Raw genomic sequence first — 18,861 nt, 5'->3', positions numbered from 1 at the left:
TGCCATCGTTGAATAGGAGAAGGAAACAAAATAGCAAAAAAAACGTGCAAAACAGATGATTCTGAATTGAAAAATGAGGAAATATGATATACTAAACTTATAATTTGAAACGCTTTCGAATACTGGAGGAAAGAAATGAAGAAATTTAAAAAATGGCAAATCGTTACAGCTACAGGTGCTGCACTAGCAGTTGTAGGAATAGGTAGCTGGCTTGCTTTTGGAACATCAAGCCCTGGCCCTGAAGAAATGGTCGATATGACGCCTATGGTGCAAACGGTGAAAGAAGGGTCGATTGCTTCCTCTGTCTTATTGACAGGTAAAGTCACGGCCAATCAAGAACAATATATTTACTTTGATGGAACCAAGGGAGATTTGCAATCTATCTTAGTGAACGTCGGGGATCAAGTGACTGCTGGGCAAGCTATTGTCCAATATAGTAGTACAGAGGCACAATCCGCCTATGATGCCGCAGTTCGTGCAGTAAATAAGGCAGATCGTCAATTAAACGATCTCTTGACCAATGGAGTGACCATTGATACAACAGGAGATGAGGAAGCAGATAGCAGTTCGGCCTCTCAAGCCCAACGCTCCTTGGACACACAAGTGGGTGATTTACGCGATGCCCGTGCGGATGCTGTGGCTAATATGGAAAAAGCCAAGGCCTTGTTGGATGCTACAACCGTAAAAAGTAGTACAGATGGAACGGTTGTAGAAGTTAATAAAGATGTTTCAAAATCAACAACCGGAACCAATCAAACCCTTGTTCATATCGTCAGCAATGGTAACCTTCAAGTAAAAGGTGAGTTGTCTGAATACAATCTAGCCAACATTTCAGTTGGTCAAGAAGTGACTTTAACCTCTAAAGTCTATCCTGGGAAAAAATGGACTGGAAAAATTAGCTACGTTGCCAACTATCCGACAGATGCAGGTCAGACAGGTGCAAGTGCTGCAGGTTCTGGCCAAGGAACAGGGGGAGCTAAATATCCATTTACGGTAGATATTACCAGTGAGATTGGTGATTTAAAGCAAGGTTTCTCTGTTAATATTGAAGTGAAAAGTTCAACCATCCATCCTTTAGTTCCTGTGACAAGTGTCTTATCAGATGGCGATCAAAGCTATGTTTGGACCATTGAAGCTGGTAAGGCTAAAAAAGTCATGGTTACCTTAGGAAATGCAGATGCTGAAAATCAAGAAGTCTTATCAGGTTTGAAGAAAGATGCTCAAGTCATCACCAACCCTTCTGGAGATTTGGAAGATGGGAAAGAGGTCGGAAAATATGACAAAATTGATTGAGCTGAAAAATATCAATAAAAGTTATAAAAATGGCGATCAAACCTTGCAGGTATTAAAGGATATCCATTTAGAAGTAGAAGAGGGAGAATTTCTAGCCATTATGGGACCTTCTGGTTCTGGGAAATCGACCCTAATGAATATCATTGGACTTCTCGATCGTCCGACCAGTGGTGAGTACAGACTAGAAGGGGAAGAGGTTGGGAACCTCAGTGAAAAGAAGTTAGCCCAAGTTCGCAATGAGCAAATTGGCTTTGTCTTCCAACAATTCTTTCTCCTATCAAAACTCAATGCCTTTCAAAACGTCGAGCTTCCCTTGATTTATGCAGGAGTGAATACTTCTAAACGAAAGGAATTAGCTGAACAATTTTTAAAGAAAGTTGAACTAGATACGCGGATGCACCACCTTCCTTCGGAATTGTCTGGAGGGCAAAAACAACGGGTGGCCATTGCGCGTGCTTTGGTCAATCATCCTTCTATTATCTTAGCGGATGAACCAACTGGAGCTCTCGACTCCAAAACTGGCGATCAAATTATGGAGCTCTTGACAGCACTCAATCAAGAAGGGAAAACCATCATCATGGTAACCCACGAAACGGAGATTGCCGCTTATGCCAAACGGCAGATTGTCATTCGAGATGGGGTTATATCCTCGGATAGCCGCAATGAAAGGAGGGCCTGATGCAGAACTGGAAATTCGCCATTAGTTCCATTTTGGGACATAAAATGAGATCGTTCTTAACCATGGTAGGGATTATCATCGGGGTTGCCTCGGTCGTTGTCATCATGGCTCTCGGAGATGGGATGAAAGCTGGAGTGACTAAGACCTTTACCAAGGATCAGCAATATGTTCAGATTTCGTATTCCGCCCGTAAGAGTGGCTACATGACTGGTTTTAATCTTGGCCCAGAACCTGTCTCTGAAGAAGGTGGCGCTGAAGGTGGTGGGGAAGGCGGTGTTGCAAGTGAAGAAGACCAAGGAATGTCACCGCCAGCTGGCTATGGAGAGGAAAGTAGCGAAGATGTTGACAATCCAATCCTTGAAACACCACCCGTCGTTCAAGAAGAATGGGTCAAGGAACTGACCAAGATTCCTGGCATTGATGGCTACTATGTTGGTCATACAGCCAATGCCACTATCTCCTTTCAGAAGAAAAAATCTGAAGGGGTGAATATCATGGGGGTCAATGATACCTATTTCTCTGTCAGAAAATTTGAATTGGTTTCAGGAAGAAAACTAAATGCTTCAGACTATCAGAGTTTCTCACGGGTCATCATGTTGGATGAAGGTTTAGCTTCGACCTTGTTTGGGACAGAAAGTGCCCTCAACCAAGTGGTTGCTGTCGGAGACAATAACTATCGGGTGGTAGGAATCTTCAAGGATCCAAATGCTGGATCTGCTTTGTATGGAGTTTCTTCTGGAGGGAGTGCCTTGATGGCAAATACCCAAGTCGCTTCAGAATTTGGAACAGAAGAAATTTCTACTATTGTGGTGCATATCCCGGATGTCAAACAGATTAAACCAACTGGAATCGAAGCAGCGAAAAAATTAACCGAGTTATCGGGAGTTCGCCAAGGAGAGTTCCAAATCTTTAACATGGATAGTATCTTGGAGCAGACCAATCAAATGCTCGGAATTATGACAACAGTCATCGGTGCGATTGCAGGAATCTCCCTTCTCGTTGGTGGGATTGGGGTCATGAATATCATGTTGGTTTCTGTGACTGAGCGGACACGTGAAATCGGTCTGAGAAAAGCCCTCGGAGCTACTCGTGGAAAAATTTTGATTCAATTCCTCATTGAATCCATGGTCTTGACCATGATGGGAGGAATTCTCGGTTTGGGATTGGCCTATGGTGTCAATGCCCTCATCGCCACAGCAGCTGCAGGTGCTCTAGAAGGACCTCCAGTCGTCTCCATGTCGGTGGCTATTGGAAGTATCATCTTTTCAGCTTGTGTCGGAATCGTCTTTGGTATCTTACCAGCAAGCAAGGCATCAAAACTCGATCCGATTGAAGCTCTTCGCTATGAATAAGGATGAATGACCTACATAGTTGATTCGGATGAAGTAAAATTTGATCATGAATGAATGGAATGTGATGGAAAAGGGAGAAGGAACCCTTTCCTTCCATTCCTTTTTTCATTTTTCCTGCTCAAGAATAGTGTATTTCCCCGTCAAATATGATAAAATAGGGGAGAATAACTTAGGAGGTTCCAAATGACTACTGAACATATGGAAGAATTAAATGACCAGCAGATTGTCCGTCGTGAGAAAATGGCGGCCCTTCGTGAACAAGGAATCGACCCATTTGGAAAGCGATTCGAACGTACTGCAGATTCTGGTCAATTGAAAGAAAAATATTCAGAATTAGATAAAGAACAACTTCATGACTTGAACGAAACAGCCATTATTGCGGGTCGTCTTGTGACCAAACGTGGAAAAGGAAAGGTTGGTTTTGCCCACCTTCAAGACCGTGAAGGTCAAATCCAAATTTACGTTCGTAAAGACGCAGTTGGTGAAGAAAATTATGAAATTTTCAAAAAGGCAGACCTTGGAGATTTCCTTGGGGTAGAAGGAGAAGTGATGAGGACAGACATGGGTGAGCTTTCAATCAAAGCTACTCACATCACACACTTGTCTAAAGCTCTTCGTCCCTTGCCTGAAAAATTCCACGGACTTTCAGATGTGGAAACCATCTACCGCAAACGTTACTTGGATTTGATTTCTAACCGTGAAAGTTTCGAGCGCTTTGTAACTCGTTCAAAAATCATCTCAGAAATCCGTCGTTACTTGGATGGTCAAGGCTTCCTTGAAGTAGAAACTCCTGTCCTTCACAACCAGGCTGGTGGAGCATCTGCGCGTCCGTTTATCACTCACCACAATGCCCAAAACATTGACATGGTCCTTCGTATTGCGACCGAACTTCACTTGAAACGCCTGATCGTTGGTGGAATGGAGCGCGTTTATGAAATTGGACGTATCTTCCGTAATGAAGGAATGGATGCTACTCACAACCCCGAATTCACATCCATCGAAGTCTACCAAGCCTATGCTGACTACCAAGATATTATGGACTTGACGGAAGGCATTATCCAACACGCTGCGAAAGCCATCCATGGGGATGGTCCAGTTAATTACCAAGGAACTGAAATCAAGATCAATGAACCATTCAAGCGTGTTCATATGGTGGATGCAATCAAGGAAATTGCTGGTGTTGACTTCTGGCAAGACATGAGCTTTGAAGAAGCAGTAGCCCTTGCCAAAGAAAAACATGTGCCAGTTGAAAAACACTACACTGAAGTGGGTCATATCATCAATGCCTTCTTCGAAGAATATGTGGAAGAAACCTTGACACAACCAACCTTTGTCTATGGTCACCCAGTAGCAGTATCACCACTCGCTAAGAAAAATCCTGAAGATCCACGCTTCACTGACCGTTTCGAGCTCTTTATTATGACCAAGGAATATGCCAATGCCTTTACAGAATTGAACGACCCAATCGACCAATTGGAACGCTTCGAAGCACAAGCGCGTGCTAAAGAATTGGGAGACGACGAAGCAACTGGTATTGACTACGATTATGTAGAAGCTCTTGAGTATGGTATGCCACCAACAGGAGGACTGGGAATCGGTATCGACCGTCTCTGCATGCTCCTTACTGATACGACTACTATCCGTGATGTTCTTCTCTTCCCAACTATGAAATAAGCTATAAGAAAACACTGATCTTGTGATCAGTGTTTTTGAATGTATACAGACTATTGTTTTACATAAGACAACTAGATGATTTTCAAAAAATAACTTTTATTTTTTGTTATCTAAGAAGATTAAAAACTTTCCGCAGTGAGAAAAGTTCCTGAAATTAAATTGTTTCAGGAACTCGGGAGTTTTGGAACCTTAGGTCCAAAACTAAGTCATGGAACTTCTTCGAAGTTCGCTGACGTCCGCATTCACCTAAGGAAAGTTTCTAAGTGAACTTTGCCTCTATTCTGAAACAATTATCTTGCAATCAGTGTTTTTTAGTCTTCCAAATAAGAGGTATCATTCCAAGTCGCTAAGTGATAGTGCTCAAAATCATCTGTTGTCAAAATGGTCACACTGGCATTATCTAAGCCCCCATTTTTACGGAGTTCCTCTGGTTTATTGCCAAGTAGGGTCCGAATAGAAGCTGTTAAATTAGCCCCATGTCCAACGATAAGAACGGTATCGAGTTCTTTTCCTTTCAAGCTTTTTACAAAATCACAGGTCCGCTTGGTCGTATCAGAAAGAGATTCCGCATCGAATAGATTGTTATGGAATTGTGATAAATTGTGTCGGAAAGCCCTCATTTCCTCCGGGTAGAGAGCTTTCAACTCCATAATTTTTCTACCTTCTAGCCTACCAAGGCGCCATTCCCGGAGAGCAGGAGTCTCTTGGAGGGTGATGGGATGCTGGTTTTGTTTGAGGAGGATTTGAGCAGTATGGACGGCTCTTGGCAAGTCGCTTGAATAAGCTGCGTCAAAGTATGTTTGAGATAGATGCTGGCCCAAGGCTTCCAACTGCTGGATGGAAGATTCTAAAAGCGGAGAGTCGCCATTTGCCCCTTGGATACGGCCCTCCTCATTCCACTCAGTACGTCCGTGACGGAAAAAATATAGTTTCATATGTGTTTGATCCTTTACTCGACTAAGTCTTCGAAGCTAGCCTTGACAAAATCAGCTAAATCTTGCGCCTTGATTTGAATACTGTGACCAACTTCACCTGCAGAGACAATCATCTGATCTAGGTCCAGGGCGGATTGATCAATGAAAATAGGGTAGTTGTGTTTTTGTCGAATCCCAACAGGATTATTAGCCCCGTGGACATAGCCCGTCGTCTTTTCTAAATCTTTTTGCGGAATCATACTAACTTTTTTATTACCAGATAGTTTGGCCAATTTTTTCTCTGACAAATGGGCAGAGATGGGAACAATTCCGATGACAGGACCAGTTTTATCGCCTGTTAGGGCTAGTGTCTTATAGATTTGCTCAGTCGTAATCCCTTCAGGAATGATTCCCTCAAGGGCATTGATTTGTAATCCTGTATGGTCGATTTTTGCTTTTTGCAAAATTTGTTCAACCAATGTTTTTTTTACTTTTTGCTTTTTTGCCATCTTATCATTCTCTTTCTCTTAATTTTCTAACATTATATCATACTCTTTGAGTTTCAGTTCAAGAGAAAAAGAGGCAGTCGCCTCTTTTAATTCTTTTCTACAGTAAATAGTTTTCGGTAGATTTTTTCTTGATCTTGTGTGGGTGCAATCTGGTTCAAGTCCAAGTAGTGGGTGAAGCCATTCAATTGTCCCTGAGAGGTGTACTGATGAAGGTCATACTCATCATCAGTAGAAGGAGCAGCATTGTAGTAGCCATCATCATAACCATAAGTTGGAATCCAGAGGGCGGTAAATTTATCAGTGGAGATACTATGTTCTTCCATGAAATAGGTCCCGATATAGATTCCGATATTTTTGGCTCCCAATGATTCTAGCTTGGCACGGAAGGCCTCCACTCCAGCGTTCATATCACCCATCGTTTTTTCTTCTACATCCAGCCAATAATAGGTTGGTTTGTATTTTTTGGATGCCTGATAGAACTCTTCTGCTTCTTTTTCCATTTCTTTTTTGTCCTTGGCAGCTACGTAAGCATATACCGCAACTGGAATATCTCGTTTTTGAAACTCTTTAATATGAGTTTCGTATGATTTGTCTATTCCATTTAAATAAGTCGCAGCATTTTCTTTTTTAGCTTGAGCACCACTATGAACTCGAACAATGACTCCAGAAACATTCTGTGCTAAGAGATCATAATCAATCTCGCTTGGCAATTGCCAACCAGAGATATCGATAATGGGTCGATTCAAAAATTCTTGATCTAATTCTTCAACTGAGTCAGAAGAAGAGGAAGACGGGATTTTTGTTTGATTGGTTTTCTTTGCCTCTTGTAGGGTCTTGTTTCTAGCAAGTTGATTCCTTTGAATATCTGCTACTGTTTTAGAAATTAGCAGAAAGGAAAAGATACTTGCGAAAAAGACAAAGAGGACAATTGGTTTAATCCTTTTTCTCATACAGAATCATTTTACCGTAAAAGATGGAAAAAGGCAAAACAAAGGGTTCGAAAACAAGAAAAACAAGATGATATTATAGTGAATAGGAGGTTCGAGTTTTCGTACCTTCTTTCAATAGTAGAAGTGGAAAAGTGAGTTGAACTGGTCTGTTTTATCATCTTTTGAAAGTGAAAACCGAATCTTATTTGGTCTTTCCTTTTTTTTACTATTGAAAGGTGATATAATGAAAACTGAAAATTAGAAGTATGGGTGTTACATGAAATTAGATAAACGTCATTTTTTAAACTATTCAATCCTGATCCCTTACCTCCTTTTGTCAATATTGGGATTGATTATTGTCTACTCGACAACGAGTGCTTTAGCCATCCAAAAAGGGCTTAGTCCTTTCGGGATGATTAGAAGCCAAGGGATCTTTTTTGTCCTAAGTTTAATCACTATTCTGATTACCTATAAGGTGAAATTAAATGTCCTAAAGAAAAAGGGCTTTATTGGAATTTTCATTATAGCTGAGACGATCCTTCTCTTGTTATCGCGTTTCATTACAGATACGGTCAATGGTGCGCATGGATGGTTAAGTTTTGGAGGTTTCTCGATTCAGCCAGCTGAGTATTTGAAAATTATCATCGTCTGGTACTTGGCCTTGGTCTTCTCTAAAAAGCAAGAAGAAATTCAGCGATATGATTACCAAGCATTAACCCACAATCAATGGCTTCCTCGAGATTTGTCGGATTGGCGTTGGATGGTGCTCTTCCTGATTGCTATTGTAGTCATCATGCCAGACTTAGGAAATGCGACCATTCTCGCACTGACAACTTTAATCATGATTAGTGCAAGTGGGATAGCTTACCGCTGGTTCTCAAGCCTATTAGCTATCCTAGTAGGAGGTTCAACTGTTCTTCTTTATTCTATTCAGCTAATCGGTGTAGAGCGCTTCTCAAAAATCCCCGTGTTTGGATATGTAGCAAAACGATTCAGTGCTTTTTACAACCCCTTCAATGATTTATCAGATTCGGGACACCAACTAGCCAATTCCTATTACGCCATGAGTAATGGGGGATGGTTTGGCTTGGGACTTGGAAATTCGATTGAAAAGCAAGGGTATTTGCCAGAAGCACATACAGACTTTGTCTTTTCGATCGTCATTGAAGAACTTGGTTTTGTGGGAGCTAGTCTCATCTTAGCCTTGTTGTTCTTCCTAATTTTGCGCATTATTCTTGTCGGGATTCGGGCAAGAGATCCATTTAATTCAATGATGGCCATCGGTATAGGAGGGATGCTCTTGACTCAAACCTTTATCAATATTGGTGGGATTTCTGGGCTGATTCCTTCGACCGGGGTGACCTTTCCCTTCCTTTCACAAGGAGGAAATAGTTTGTGGGTCTTATCCATTGCGATTGCCCTTGTTTTAAATATTGATGCGAGTGAAAAGCGCGCCCTAGCTACCCAAGAGGATCCTTCTTACGAGAAGCCTCAGAAAATTCAGAGCTATTACTAAACCGGAGTGAGTAAAGAAAGGAGTTATCATGACTTTACAAAAACTAGAGAGCTATACCAACAAAGAAATTATCAAAGAAGAAGCAGAGATTTTAACCACTATTTTAGAAGATATTGCTAAAAATTTGGTGAGTCCAGAAACCTTTGATAAGATTCTTGAATTGAAAAAACTATCAGTTTCAAAAGACTATTTAAAATTAGATCAAATTGTTAAAGAGTTATCAAATGAAGAGATGATTGTGATTTCTCGCTACTTTGCCATTCTCCCTTTGTTGATTAATATCTCTGAAGACGTCGATTTAGCTTTTGAAATCAATCATCAAAATAATGTGGGACAAGACTATCTAGGAAAACTGTCGTCCACCATTCGCCAGGTGGCTGAGACTGAGAATGCTCAGGAAATCTTGGAACACCTCAATGTTGTGCCAGTATTAACCGCTCATCCGACCCAAGTGCAACGAAAAACCATGTTGGACTTAACCACTCACATTCACAGTCTTTTGCGTCAACATCGAGATGTAAAAGCTGGCTTGATGAACGAGACCAAATGGTACAATAATTTGCGTCGCAATATTGAAATTATGATGCAAACCGATATGATCCGTGAAAAGAAACTCAAGGTAACCAATGAGATTACCAACGTTATGGAATACTATAATAGCTCCTTCCTTCAGGCTGTTCCTAACTTAATGTTGGAATACAAACGTCTTGCCAAGGAGCAAGGGATTGAGTTACAACAACCTAAACCGATTACGATGGGAATGTGGATTGGTGGAGACCGGGATGGGAATCCTTTTGTAACCGCAGAGACTTTGAAGCGATCAGCAACCATTCAAAGTGAAGTCATTCTAAACTATTATATTCAGAAAATATCTAGCCTTTATCGGAACTTCTCCCTCTCTACCAATCTTTCAAAAACTAGTCAAGCGGTTGAAGAGATGGCAGCCCGTTCCAGTGATACATCTGTCTTTAGAGAGAAGGAGCCTTACCGTCGGGCCTTCCATTATATTCAGTCCAAATTGGTGCAAACCTTATTGAATATTAAGGAGTGGTCTGTAGTTGGCTCAACAGTAGATGACCGCCATCCAGTTGAGCGTCTTCTTGGTGCTCACACCCATCAACAAGGGGTAATTTCTGATTATATTGGCAACCGCATCAGTGGAGCTATCCAAGAGTTGGCAGAAGACCGTCCTTCTTATTACGAAACAATTGAAGAATTTAAACAGGATTTGACCCTAATTCAAGAGTCATTGATTGAAAATAAGGCAGAGGCTTTAATCTCAGGAGAGTTTGCTGAGTTATTAGAAGCAGTAGAAGTCTTTGGATTCTTCTTGGCTTCGATTGACATGCGTCAAGATTCGAGTGTCCATGAAGCCTGTGTTGCAGAACTTCTCAAAGAAGCTGGAATCAATGACCATTACAGTGATTTGTCAGAAGACGAAAAGTGTGACTTGCTTTTACAAGAGTTGTTAGAAGATCCTCGGATTTTATCTGCTACCCATGCAGAAAAATCAGAATTGCTTGAAAAAGAATTAGCTATTTTCCAAACAGCGCGTGAATTAAAGGATCGACTTGGTGAAGACGTTATTCGTCAAACCATTATTTCTCATGCAACCAGTGTATCTGATATGCTTGAGTTGGCCATCATGTTGAAAGAAGTAGGACTGATCGATAAAGATGGTGCACGAGTGCAAATTGTTCCCCTCTTTGAGACGATTGAAGACTTGGACCAATCTGAAGATACAATGAGAAAATATCTTTCGCTTCCAATTGCCAAACGCTGGATTGCTTCTAAGAATAACTACCAAGAAATTATGCTTGGCTATTCAGATAGTAATAAAGACGGTGGTTATCTATCTTCTTGTTGGACTCTCTATAAGGCCCAGCAACAATTAACAGCGATTGGAGACGAGTTCGGTGTCAAGATCACCTTCTTCCATGGCCGTGGTGGAACGGTTGGTCGTGGGGGTGGTCCAACCTATGAAGCCATTACCTCACAACCATTGAGATCCATTAATGACCGCATTCGTTTGACGGAGCAAGGTGAGGTCATTGGCAACAAATATGGGAACAAGGATGCAGCTTATTACAACTTGGAAATGTTGGTCTCTGCAACAATTAACCGGATGATTGCTAAGCAGAAGAGTGAAAAGAGCATGTCCGATCAGTACAATGAGATAATGGACCAAATTGTCAATCGTAGCTACGATATTTATCGTGAACTGGTGTTTGGCAACGAACATTTCTATGATTACTTCTTCGAATCCAGTCCGATTAAGGCTATTTCTAGTTTCAATATTGGTTCCCGTCCAGCAGCCCGTAAGACCATCAAAGAAATCGGTGGCTTGCGTGCCATTCCTTGGGTCTTCTCATGGTCACAGAGCCGGGTCATGTTCCCTGGTTGGTACGGTGTAGGCTCTAGTTTTAAAGAATTTATTGATGCAGACCCTGAAAACATTGAAACCTTGCGTTATATGTACCAAAAATGGCCATTCTTCAAGTCTCTTCTTTCAAACGTAGACATGGTGCTCTCAAAAGCCAATATGAACATTGCTTTTGAATACGCCAAGCTATGTGAAGAAGAGGAGGTTCGTGACATCTTCAATATTATCCTGGATGAATGGCAATTGACTAAAGATGTTATTTTACAAATTGAGGGTCATGATGAACTCTTGGCTGAGAACCCTTATCTAAAAGATAGTTTAGATTATCGTATGCCATACTTTAATGTTTTGAACTATATCCAATTAGAATTAATTAAACGCCAAAGACGTGGTGAATTGCCTGCAGATCAGGACAAGTTGATTCATATCACGATCAATGGTGTCGCGACAGGATTGCGTAATTCAGGCTAAAAAATCGGAACGAGAGTTCCGATTTTTTTCTACTTAGAAGCAGAAGAAATAGGGGATTTAATGGGAGATTTTTCAAAGCTTTATTAAGATCTTTCTGTCAGATGGAAAAATAAAAGATTAGAAAAGGAATAATTAAGAAAATATAGGTAAAAGGCTTGCAATTTCATCTAAAATTAGATAGAATAGTAAGGAAAGTTAGACTGTATTGCCTACTGTCTATCTATAAAATATATTTTATTGGAGGCTTTTACTCAAATGGCAAAAGAAAAATACGATCGTAGTAAACCACACGTTAACATTGGTACTATCGGACACGTTGACCACGGTAAAACTACCCTAACTGCAGCTATCACAACTGTTTTGGCACGTCGCTTGCCTTCATCAGTTAACCAACCTAAAGACTATGCGTCTATCGATGCTGCTCCAGAAGAACGCGAACGCGGTATCACCATCAACACTGCACACGTTGAGTATGAAACTGAAAAACGTCACTACGCTCACATCGATGCGCCAGGACACGCGGACTACGTTAAAAACATGATCACTGGTGCTGCCCAAATGGACGGAGCTATCCTTGTAGTAGCTTCTACAGATGGACCAATGCCACAAACTCGTGAGCACATCCTTCTTTCACGTCAGGTTGGTGTTAAACACTTGATCGTCTTCATGAACAAAGTTGACTTGGTTGACGATGAAGAATTGCTTGAATTGGTTGAAATGGAAATCCGTGACCTTCTTTCAGAATACGATTTCCCAGGTGATGACCTTCCAGTTATCCAAGGTTCAGCTCTTAAAGCTCTTGAAGGTGATTCTAAATATGAAGACATCATCATGGACTTGATGAACACTGTTGATGAGTACATCCCAGAACCAGAACGCGATACTGACAAACCATTGCTTCTTCCAGTCGAAGACGTATTCTCAATCACTGGACGTGGTACTGTAGCATCAGGACGTATCGACCGTGGTATCGTTAAAGTCAACGACGAAATCGAAATCGTTGGTATTAAAGAAGAAATCCAAAAAGCGGTTGTTACTGGTGTTGAAATGTTCCGTAAACAACTTGACGAAGGTCTTGCAGGGGACAACGTTGGTGTGCTTCTTCGTGGTATCCAACGTGATGAAATCGAACGTGGACAAGTTATTGCTAAACCAGGTTCAATTAACCCACACACTAAATTTAAAGGTGAAGTTTACATCCTTTCTAAAGAAGAAGGTGGACGTCATACTCCATTCTTCAACAACTACCGTCCACAGTTCTACTTCCGTACAACTGACGTAACTGGATCTATCGAACTTCCAGCAGGAACTGAAATGGTAATGCCTGGTGATAACGTGACTATCGACGTTGAGTTGATCCACCCAATCGCCGTAGAACAAGGTACTACATTCTCAATCCGTGAAGGTGGACGTACTGTTGGTTCAGGTATGGTTACTGAAATCGAAGCTTAATTCGATCTAGTTCCCAGATTAACAATTATATAGACAGACAGAAAACCCCGTGAAGACGGGGTTTTTATTATGCTAAAAAGCAAAATGAGCTTGTGCAACCTTTCATTATGACGAAAATTATGGTAAAATAGTTAGTATAAAATTAGAAAAACGAGGTATGTGAAATGTCACGTAAACCATTTATTGCTGGTAACTGGAAAATGAACAAAAACCCAGAAGAAGCAAAAGCATTCGTTGAAGCAGTAGCATCAAAACTTCCTTCATCTGATCTTGTTGAAGCTGGAATTGCAGCTCCTGCACTTGACTTGACAACTGTTCTTGCTGCAGCGAAAGGTTCAAACCTTAAAGTTGCTGCTCAAAACTGCTACTTTGAAAACGCTGGTGCTTTCACTGGTGAAACTAGCCCACAAGTTTTGAAAGAAATCGGTACAGACTACGTAGTCATCGGTCACTCAGAACGTCGTGACTACTTCCACGAAACAGACGAAGATATCAACAAAAAAGCAAAAGCAATCTTTGCAAATGGTTTGCTTCCAATCATCTGTTGTGGTGAGTCACTTGAAACTTACGAAGCTGGTAAAGCTGCTGAATTCGTAGGTGCTCAAGTATCAGCTGCTTTGGCTGGCTTGACAGCTGAGCAAGTCGCTGCATCTGTTATCGCTTATGAGCCTATTTGGGCTATCGGTACAGGTAAATCAGCTTCACAAGACGACGCACAAAAAATGTGTAAAGTGGTTCGTGACGTTGTAGCTGCTGACTTCGGTCAAGAAGTTGCTGACAAAGTACGTGTTCAATACGGTGGTTCAGTGAAACCTGAAAACGTTGCAGAATACATGGCTTGTCCAGACGTTGATGGAGCTCTTGTAGGTGGTGCATCCCTTGATCCAGAAAGCTTCTTGGCATTGTTGAACTTCGTAAACTAATGCAGAATAAAAAAGGCGAGAGACTTCTCGTCTTTTTATTGTCTTAAAAGAGAGTGAGACAGAAATCGGTAATTCGTTAGAATTCGATTTCGTTGTCCCACCTCCGCACAGTTGAGTAGGGCTGTAAAAGCTGATGAAATCAGCATATATAGCCTACTCAACCACTGCGTCTTGCTCGACAATCCAAAGACAATTGAGAGGCTAGGACTTTTGTCCCAGCCTCTTTGTTTGTTATGAGCGTCCTAAGAGTCGTTTAATCAAGGACAAGGCCTTAAATTTCAGAGGATTTGGGTAATAACGGAAGGTACCCATCTTACGGACGATATAGCCGTTGAAGTTCTGTTTGAAACGAAGAACACCGTCTGATCCGTCAAAGATCCCTTGAATGCCTAGGAAATTGTATAAGGTGATTCCTTTTTCTAACGCTCGCTTCATTGCATGGTATTGAATCAAGAAGGCAGCAGAAAATTTCTGATATTTGGTATACGAACCACCAAATAAATAGGTCACTTCTGATGGATTATAGATGATGAGGGCGCAGGCCAAAGGAACAGTTTCAGTTGTTTCATCAGCCAAGGTCTCACGGACAAGTGTCTTTTGTTTCTCTAACTTTTGCAACTGTTGCTCATATTGTTTAGATGAAGTATTCAGCAAGGAAATCTTCTGGTCTAAGTAAGCGAGTGCATCAGCTGTATTGATTTCAGCAATGAGAAATTCTGCATTTTTCCCAAAGGTATCATAGAGATCGTAGTAGTAGTCTAGACTCTTATCTTCAAAACCTTGACGTTTTCCAGTTTCCTCAATAATTTGTTTAAACTGAGGGATTTCCTCTCTCCTAATATTTCGAATGGAAATATCATAGTTGAGAGCAGTCGTAATATTCCGGCTACAGTTCTTGTTGAAGGATTTTAGGAGAGATTTGGCATCAAAATCGGTGAGGTCCTTCAGATAATGCCAAACTGGCTCTCCTCCAGGATAGCCCACTTGTAAACCATCAAATTGATAGCCTAGATCCAGTAGGGGATGGAGAAGTTGTTTTTGCTCTTCTTCAGTTGGATTTCCATTGCTATCGAAAGTTTGATAGTGGTCATAGGGTTTTAAAATGAATTCGATACCACCATTTTCTTTAACATAAGCCTGTAATGCTTTGTAAAAATCTGGTAGGTAGCGAGGATCCGTAACGATTGGCCCACTATTGATTTCGTAATGTAGGCCTCCGGTCATAGGTAGGCTGTATAAAATGGCAGAGATAGCTAATGTTCCTTGCTCTTCCCATCCAATATAGTGAATGGTTGCGCCTCTTTTATGAAGCAAATCAGCCATTTCAATACTCTGTAAAAAAGAGTGGTTGGAAGTAGTAAGAGAGTGTTGGTAAAAATCTTCCCTACTAATAATCTTGAATGTCATAGGTCACCTTACTGTTTATTTCTTAGTTTTTTTCGTAATTGATAGGCCTTGTTAACAAGGGGATAAAGCATGCTAGTTGGGAGGTTGAATTCGCCAACAAATTCTTCAATCATTGGATTAAATTTTGACTTGAAGTGGTAGAGGCCTCCATCTAACTGGTTCTCAACTCCTCCCATATTTTGCCAAGTAGCTCCACGGTCAAAGGCATGCTGGGCTGTTTCATACCAAGTCAAAATAGCTGGTTGATAGCGGCGGAAGTTCTCATCCATGCCCGCATAGACATTCTCTGAAGTGCCCCCAAATTCAAGAGTTAAGGTTCCAGAAAGAGAAACAATCTCTTGGCCAGCTTTTAGCTCTTGATTGAGAAATTGGATTTCTTCCTCCAAACGTTCTTTTTCTTGACGGTTGTTGTCGATTTTGCCTGGTTTTGTTTTTTCGTTAAAACGACTAGCCTCTGCTTGATTTTTTTTAAGCTGTTCTTTGAGTGAAGCAAGACGCTCAGCCAAGTTGATTCTTGATAGAGTGATGTACGATTGTCCTGCATAGGTTGTTAGCAGTTTCTCATAATAGTCTCTTCCACGAAGATGGATGCCTTTTCGAGCTTCTGTCTTTTTCATCAGAGCTGCAAATTCGTCTAAGAGTTCAGTGCCTCCAAAGATGACTTCAACTCCTTTATTTCGAGCGGTCCGAATGGCTTGCTTGGTGGATTTGGACAGTTGGTCCTCTGTGAAGTATTCCTTGTAGATATTGGCCTGGAAGCGTGGTTGAATGGTTTCTCCCATGTCTTCTGTTCGTCCAACCCATTCGACTCCACAATCTTTTAAGGATTGGATAATCGCTAAAGTAGCCTCTTGATCTTTTACTTCTTGACCGATTAATCCTTTTCTCAGGAAAAGAGAAGGATCAAATTTGGCAAAGACAGCACGCTTGCTTCTAGCATATGTTTTGATGGATTGGAGCATAAAGGCTACTAATTCGCTGTTTTGGTAATCCATAATAGGTCCACGCGGGATATAGAGCATGGTAAAACCAAGTGGGAGGGGTTGGATTAAAATACTTGCGACAGCGACTAGTTTGTGATCTTGGTAAACGCCAAGGCGTTCATTGCCCCAGTTGTCTTTGATCTTTGCCCAATCGGAGCTCTGAAGCAAATTGGTTTGGGGGCTAGTTTTAACGAATTCATCATGTTCTTCGGCAGTAATGCCGATTTTGTAACTATACATTAATGGAGTACCCACTTTCTAAGGGCGTAAGCAACACCCGACTCATCGTTGGATCGCGTAACAACTTTAGCAATCTCTTTTAATTCAGGACTAGCGTTGTCCATCGCGACTGGGAAGCCAGCAACTTCTAGCATAGCATGGTCGTTTTCTTGATCGCCGACCGCCATCACTTGGTCTGGACTTAAGTGTAACTTAGACGCTAAGTGTAAGAGCGCCCGGCCTTTATCAACTGTTTTAGGCAAAATTTCAAGGTAAAAAGGTGCGGAACGCACAATCGTAAAACGGTCGTAAAAACTATCTGGAATAGAGGAGATGATTCTTTCTAAGACTTCCGGTTCGTCGACATACATACACTTGAGAACCGTATGCTGCTTCATTTCTTCTGGAGTCCGGTAGAAAAGATCAGAGTGGACCAATTTGGCTTCATGGACGGTATAGGTACCAATGTTACGATTAGCTGTATAAATGCCAGACTTGGCACTAGCGTGCATAGGAACAGCTAATTTACGAGCTAGTGCTTCAATATCTAAATAGTCATTGTAGGAGAGGTGTTCTTCATAGAGAGTATCACCAGTGTGGGCGTCTTGAATGAGCCCTCCATTGAAGGTAATGACGAGATCACCCGGCTGATCCAAATGAAGTTCTTCTAACAATCGAAGGACACCAGAACGAGGACGACCAGTTGCTAAGACAACATGGACCCCTTGATCTTTGGCATCTTGGATGGCTTGAAAAACTTCGGGGGTTACTTGGCCGTCAGATGTTAAAAGGGTCCCATCGATATCAAGGGCAACAAGTTTAATGTTCATCTTTTTCTCCTGTGAAGGTATCGTTAACAATATAGGACTGGAATAGTTGTAGTTGAGGTGTAAACAAACTATTTTCAAGCAACATTTCTTTTGGGAAATAGAAGCGGTTATCCCCTTGTCTGCTACCTGCTAAGGAAGCAACGATAGGAGAGAGGAGGGATAGCTCAGCTAAATTTCCATCCTTCTGGATGATTTCAATTTGAGTACGAGGTTTTTCTGAATCTGGTCGGTAAACGTCGTAAGGAAGGTCAAAATTTCGATGAATAGCCGTATAATAGGTTGGATCGAAACCGACCTCTTGAATCAGTTGTTTGAGAGTAGCTAATTGTTTTTCGACCTTATCTTGAAAGAGGATGGATTTGAAAACCTTGCGATTGATAAAACGCTGGGCCAAATCAGAGAGAACAGAGTCAGGGCTTTCCATCCAAGATTGAAAATAGGTATTCATAACGCCATCGTCCAAAGCAAGGTAATCGGCAAGGTTTACCTGGTGTTCAAAGAATGGAATCAAGCGGGGTGAAGTCGCGTGAAAGAATTCCTTATGCGCAAGATAGAGATGACGTGCCCGCTTGAGCAGATTCTGCAATAGGACTTCCATCGCTCTAGTAGCCGGGTGGAAGTAGACCTGCATATACATTTGGTAGCGAGAAACAACATAATCTTCAACCGCATGCATCCCATTGACCTGAAAAGCGATTCCGTTTTCTACTGGACGAATGACACGCAATATACGAGTTAAATCAAAATTGCCGTAAGAAGCACCAGTGAAGTAGGCGTCTCGTAGAAGGTAATCCATGCGATCGACATCAATCTGACTAGAGATTAACTGCACCACTTGTTTATTAGGGTAGGTGTGGTCGATAACACTGGCAACCTTTTGAGGAAAGTCTGGTGCTACTTTAATTAATATCTGGTAAATTTCCGTTTCAGGACAGGTAATGATTTCCTGAGTCATTTTTTCATGGTCTGTATCAAATAGGCCTTCAAAGGTATGCGAATAAGCGCCGTGTCCGATATCATGGAGCAAGGCGGCAACCATGGTAAGAAGGGATTCGCTCGAGTCCCATTGATCAGTGTATTTCTCATCAAAGATCGATAGGATGCGACGAGCGATTTCATAGGCTCCTAGACAGTGCGAAAAACGACTATGCTCGCCCCCATGAAAGGTAAACCCAGAGGTTCCCAACTGTTTGATGCGACGTAGTCGTTGAAATTCTTTTGTATTAATGAGCTTGTAAATGACTGGGTGATCCACGTGGATATAGTTGTGCACAGGATCCCGAAATACTTTTTCATTCATGCCTCTATTATAGCAGAAAACGGCCTA

General features: G+C 41.5%; 15 protein-coding genes. 8 read left to right on the top strand and 7 right to left on the bottom strand.

What is annotated here, in order from left to right; all coding sequences use genetic code 11:
* The first annotated feature begins 135 nt into the window (after positions 1-135).
* From EL081_RS07030 to lysS, 4 genes are all read left to right on the top strand, one after another.
* The gene (locus tag EL081_RS07030) at positions 136-1,293 is read left to right on the top strand and encodes an efflux RND transporter periplasmic adaptor subunit (protein ID WP_126404561.1); all 1,158 of its coding nucleotides are present in this window, start codon (positions 136-138) and stop codon (positions 1,291-1,293) included.
* The gene (locus EL081_RS07025) at positions 1,277-1,972 is read left to right on the top strand and encodes an ABC transporter ATP-binding protein (RefSeq protein WP_126404559.1); all 696 of its coding nucleotides are present in this window, start codon (positions 1,277-1,279) and stop codon (positions 1,970-1,972) included. Before EL081_RS07030 ends, EL081_RS07025 begins: the two co-directional genes overlap by 17 nt.
* Complete coding sequence (locus EL081_RS07020) at positions 1,972-3,324, top strand: ABC transporter permease (protein ID WP_126404557.1); 1,353 nt, start codon at positions 1,972-1,974, stop codon at positions 3,322-3,324. Before EL081_RS07025 ends, EL081_RS07020 begins: the two co-directional genes overlap by 1 nt.
* 183 nt (positions 3,325-3,507) lie before the next feature.
* Positions 3,508-4,998 carry a lysine--tRNA ligase gene (gene lysS / locus EL081_RS07015; RefSeq protein ID WP_126404556.1) on the top strand — a complete coding sequence of 497 codons (1,491 nt, stop codon included), beginning with the start codon at positions 3,508-3,510 and terminating at the stop codon, positions 4,996-4,998.
* A gap of 311 nt (positions 4,999-5,309) precedes the next feature.
* Here the strand turns inward: lysS and EL081_RS07010 are convergent, their stop codons facing one another.
* The 3 genes from EL081_RS07010 to EL081_RS07000 all read right to left on the bottom strand — a co-directional run bounded on the left by EL081_RS07010 (position 5,310) and on the right by EL081_RS07000 (position 7,371).
* A complete protein-coding gene (locus EL081_RS07010) occupies positions 5,310-5,933 on the bottom strand; it encodes a histidine phosphatase family protein (RefSeq protein ID WP_126404554.1) in 624 nt (207 codons plus the stop codon).
* A gap of 14 nt (positions 5,934-5,947) precedes the next feature.
* Positions 5,948-6,421, bottom strand: a complete 474-nt coding sequence (locus EL081_RS07005) for an aminoacyl-tRNA deacylase (protein ID WP_111674403.1) — start codon at positions 6,419-6,421, stop codon at positions 5,948-5,950.
* A gap of 86 nt (positions 6,422-6,507) precedes the next feature.
* Positions 6,508-7,371 (bottom strand): GH25 family lysozyme, encoded by an 864-nt coding sequence (locus tag EL081_RS07000; RefSeq protein ID WP_006595924.1) that lies wholly within the window; start codon positions 7,369-7,371, stop codon positions 6,508-6,510.
* 256 nt (positions 7,372-7,627) lie between these two features.
* Between EL081_RS07000 and ftsW the strand changes: the two genes are divergently transcribed.
* From ftsW to tpiA, 4 genes are all read left to right on the top strand, one after another.
* The gene (gene ftsW, locus EL081_RS06995) at positions 7,628-8,866 is read left to right on the top strand and encodes a cell division peptidoglycan polymerase FtsW (RefSeq protein ID WP_126404552.1); all 1,239 of its coding nucleotides are present in this window, start codon (positions 7,628-7,630) and stop codon (positions 8,864-8,866) included.
* A gap of 28 nt (positions 8,867-8,894) precedes the next feature.
* Positions 8,895-11,720, top strand: a complete 2,826-nt coding sequence (gene ppc, locus EL081_RS06990) for a phosphoenolpyruvate carboxylase (protein ID WP_126404551.1) — start codon at positions 8,895-8,897, stop codon at positions 11,718-11,720.
* A 255-nt stretch (positions 11,721-11,975) separates the two neighbouring features.
* On the top strand, positions 11,976-13,172 hold the full coding sequence (gene tuf, locus EL081_RS06985) for an elongation factor Tu (RefSeq protein ID WP_061564186.1): 1,197 nt from the start codon (positions 11,976-11,978) through the stop codon (positions 13,170-13,172).
* 164 nt (positions 13,173-13,336) lie between these two features.
* A complete protein-coding gene (gene tpiA / locus EL081_RS06980; protein ID WP_023027078.1) occupies positions 13,337-14,095 on the top strand; it encodes a triose-phosphate isomerase in 759 nt (252 codons plus the stop codon).
* A 231-nt stretch (positions 14,096-14,326) separates the two neighbouring features.
* On the opposite strand, the gene EL081_RS06975 is transcribed toward tpiA, so the two are convergent.
* From EL081_RS06975 to EL081_RS06960, 4 genes are read right to left on the bottom strand one after another with little or no spacing between them, the layout of a single operon-like run.
* Positions 14,327-15,502, bottom strand: a complete 1,176-nt coding sequence (locus EL081_RS06975) for an aminoacyltransferase (RefSeq protein WP_126404549.1) — start codon at positions 15,500-15,502, stop codon at positions 14,327-14,329.
* 8 nt (positions 15,503-15,510) lie between these two features.
* Positions 15,511-16,725, bottom strand: a complete 1,215-nt coding sequence (locus EL081_RS06970) for an aminoacyltransferase (protein ID WP_126404548.1) — start codon at positions 16,723-16,725, stop codon at positions 15,511-15,513.
* Positions 16,725-17,534: a sugar-phosphatase gene (gene yidA, locus EL081_RS06965; protein WP_126404546.1), complete on the bottom strand. Its 810-nt coding sequence runs from the start codon at positions 17,532-17,534 to the stop codon at positions 16,725-16,727. Before yidA ends, EL081_RS06970 begins: the two co-directional genes overlap by 1 nt.
* Positions 17,524-18,834, bottom strand: a complete 1,311-nt coding sequence (locus tag EL081_RS06960; protein ID WP_126404545.1) for an HD domain-containing protein — start codon at positions 18,832-18,834, stop codon at positions 17,524-17,526. Before EL081_RS06960 ends, yidA begins: the two co-directional genes overlap by 11 nt.
* Between the last annotated feature and the right edge of the window lie 27 nt (positions 18,835-18,861).

It is taken from the genome of Streptococcus viridans (genome assembly GCF_900636365.1).
In the GTDB taxonomy this organism is placed as follows: domain Bacteria; phylum Bacillota; class Bacilli; order Lactobacillales; family Streptococcaceae; genus Streptococcus; species Streptococcus viridans_A.
Note: the sequence above shows the minus strand (reverse complement) of the source record. Positions and strands in the feature narration are given on the sequence as shown.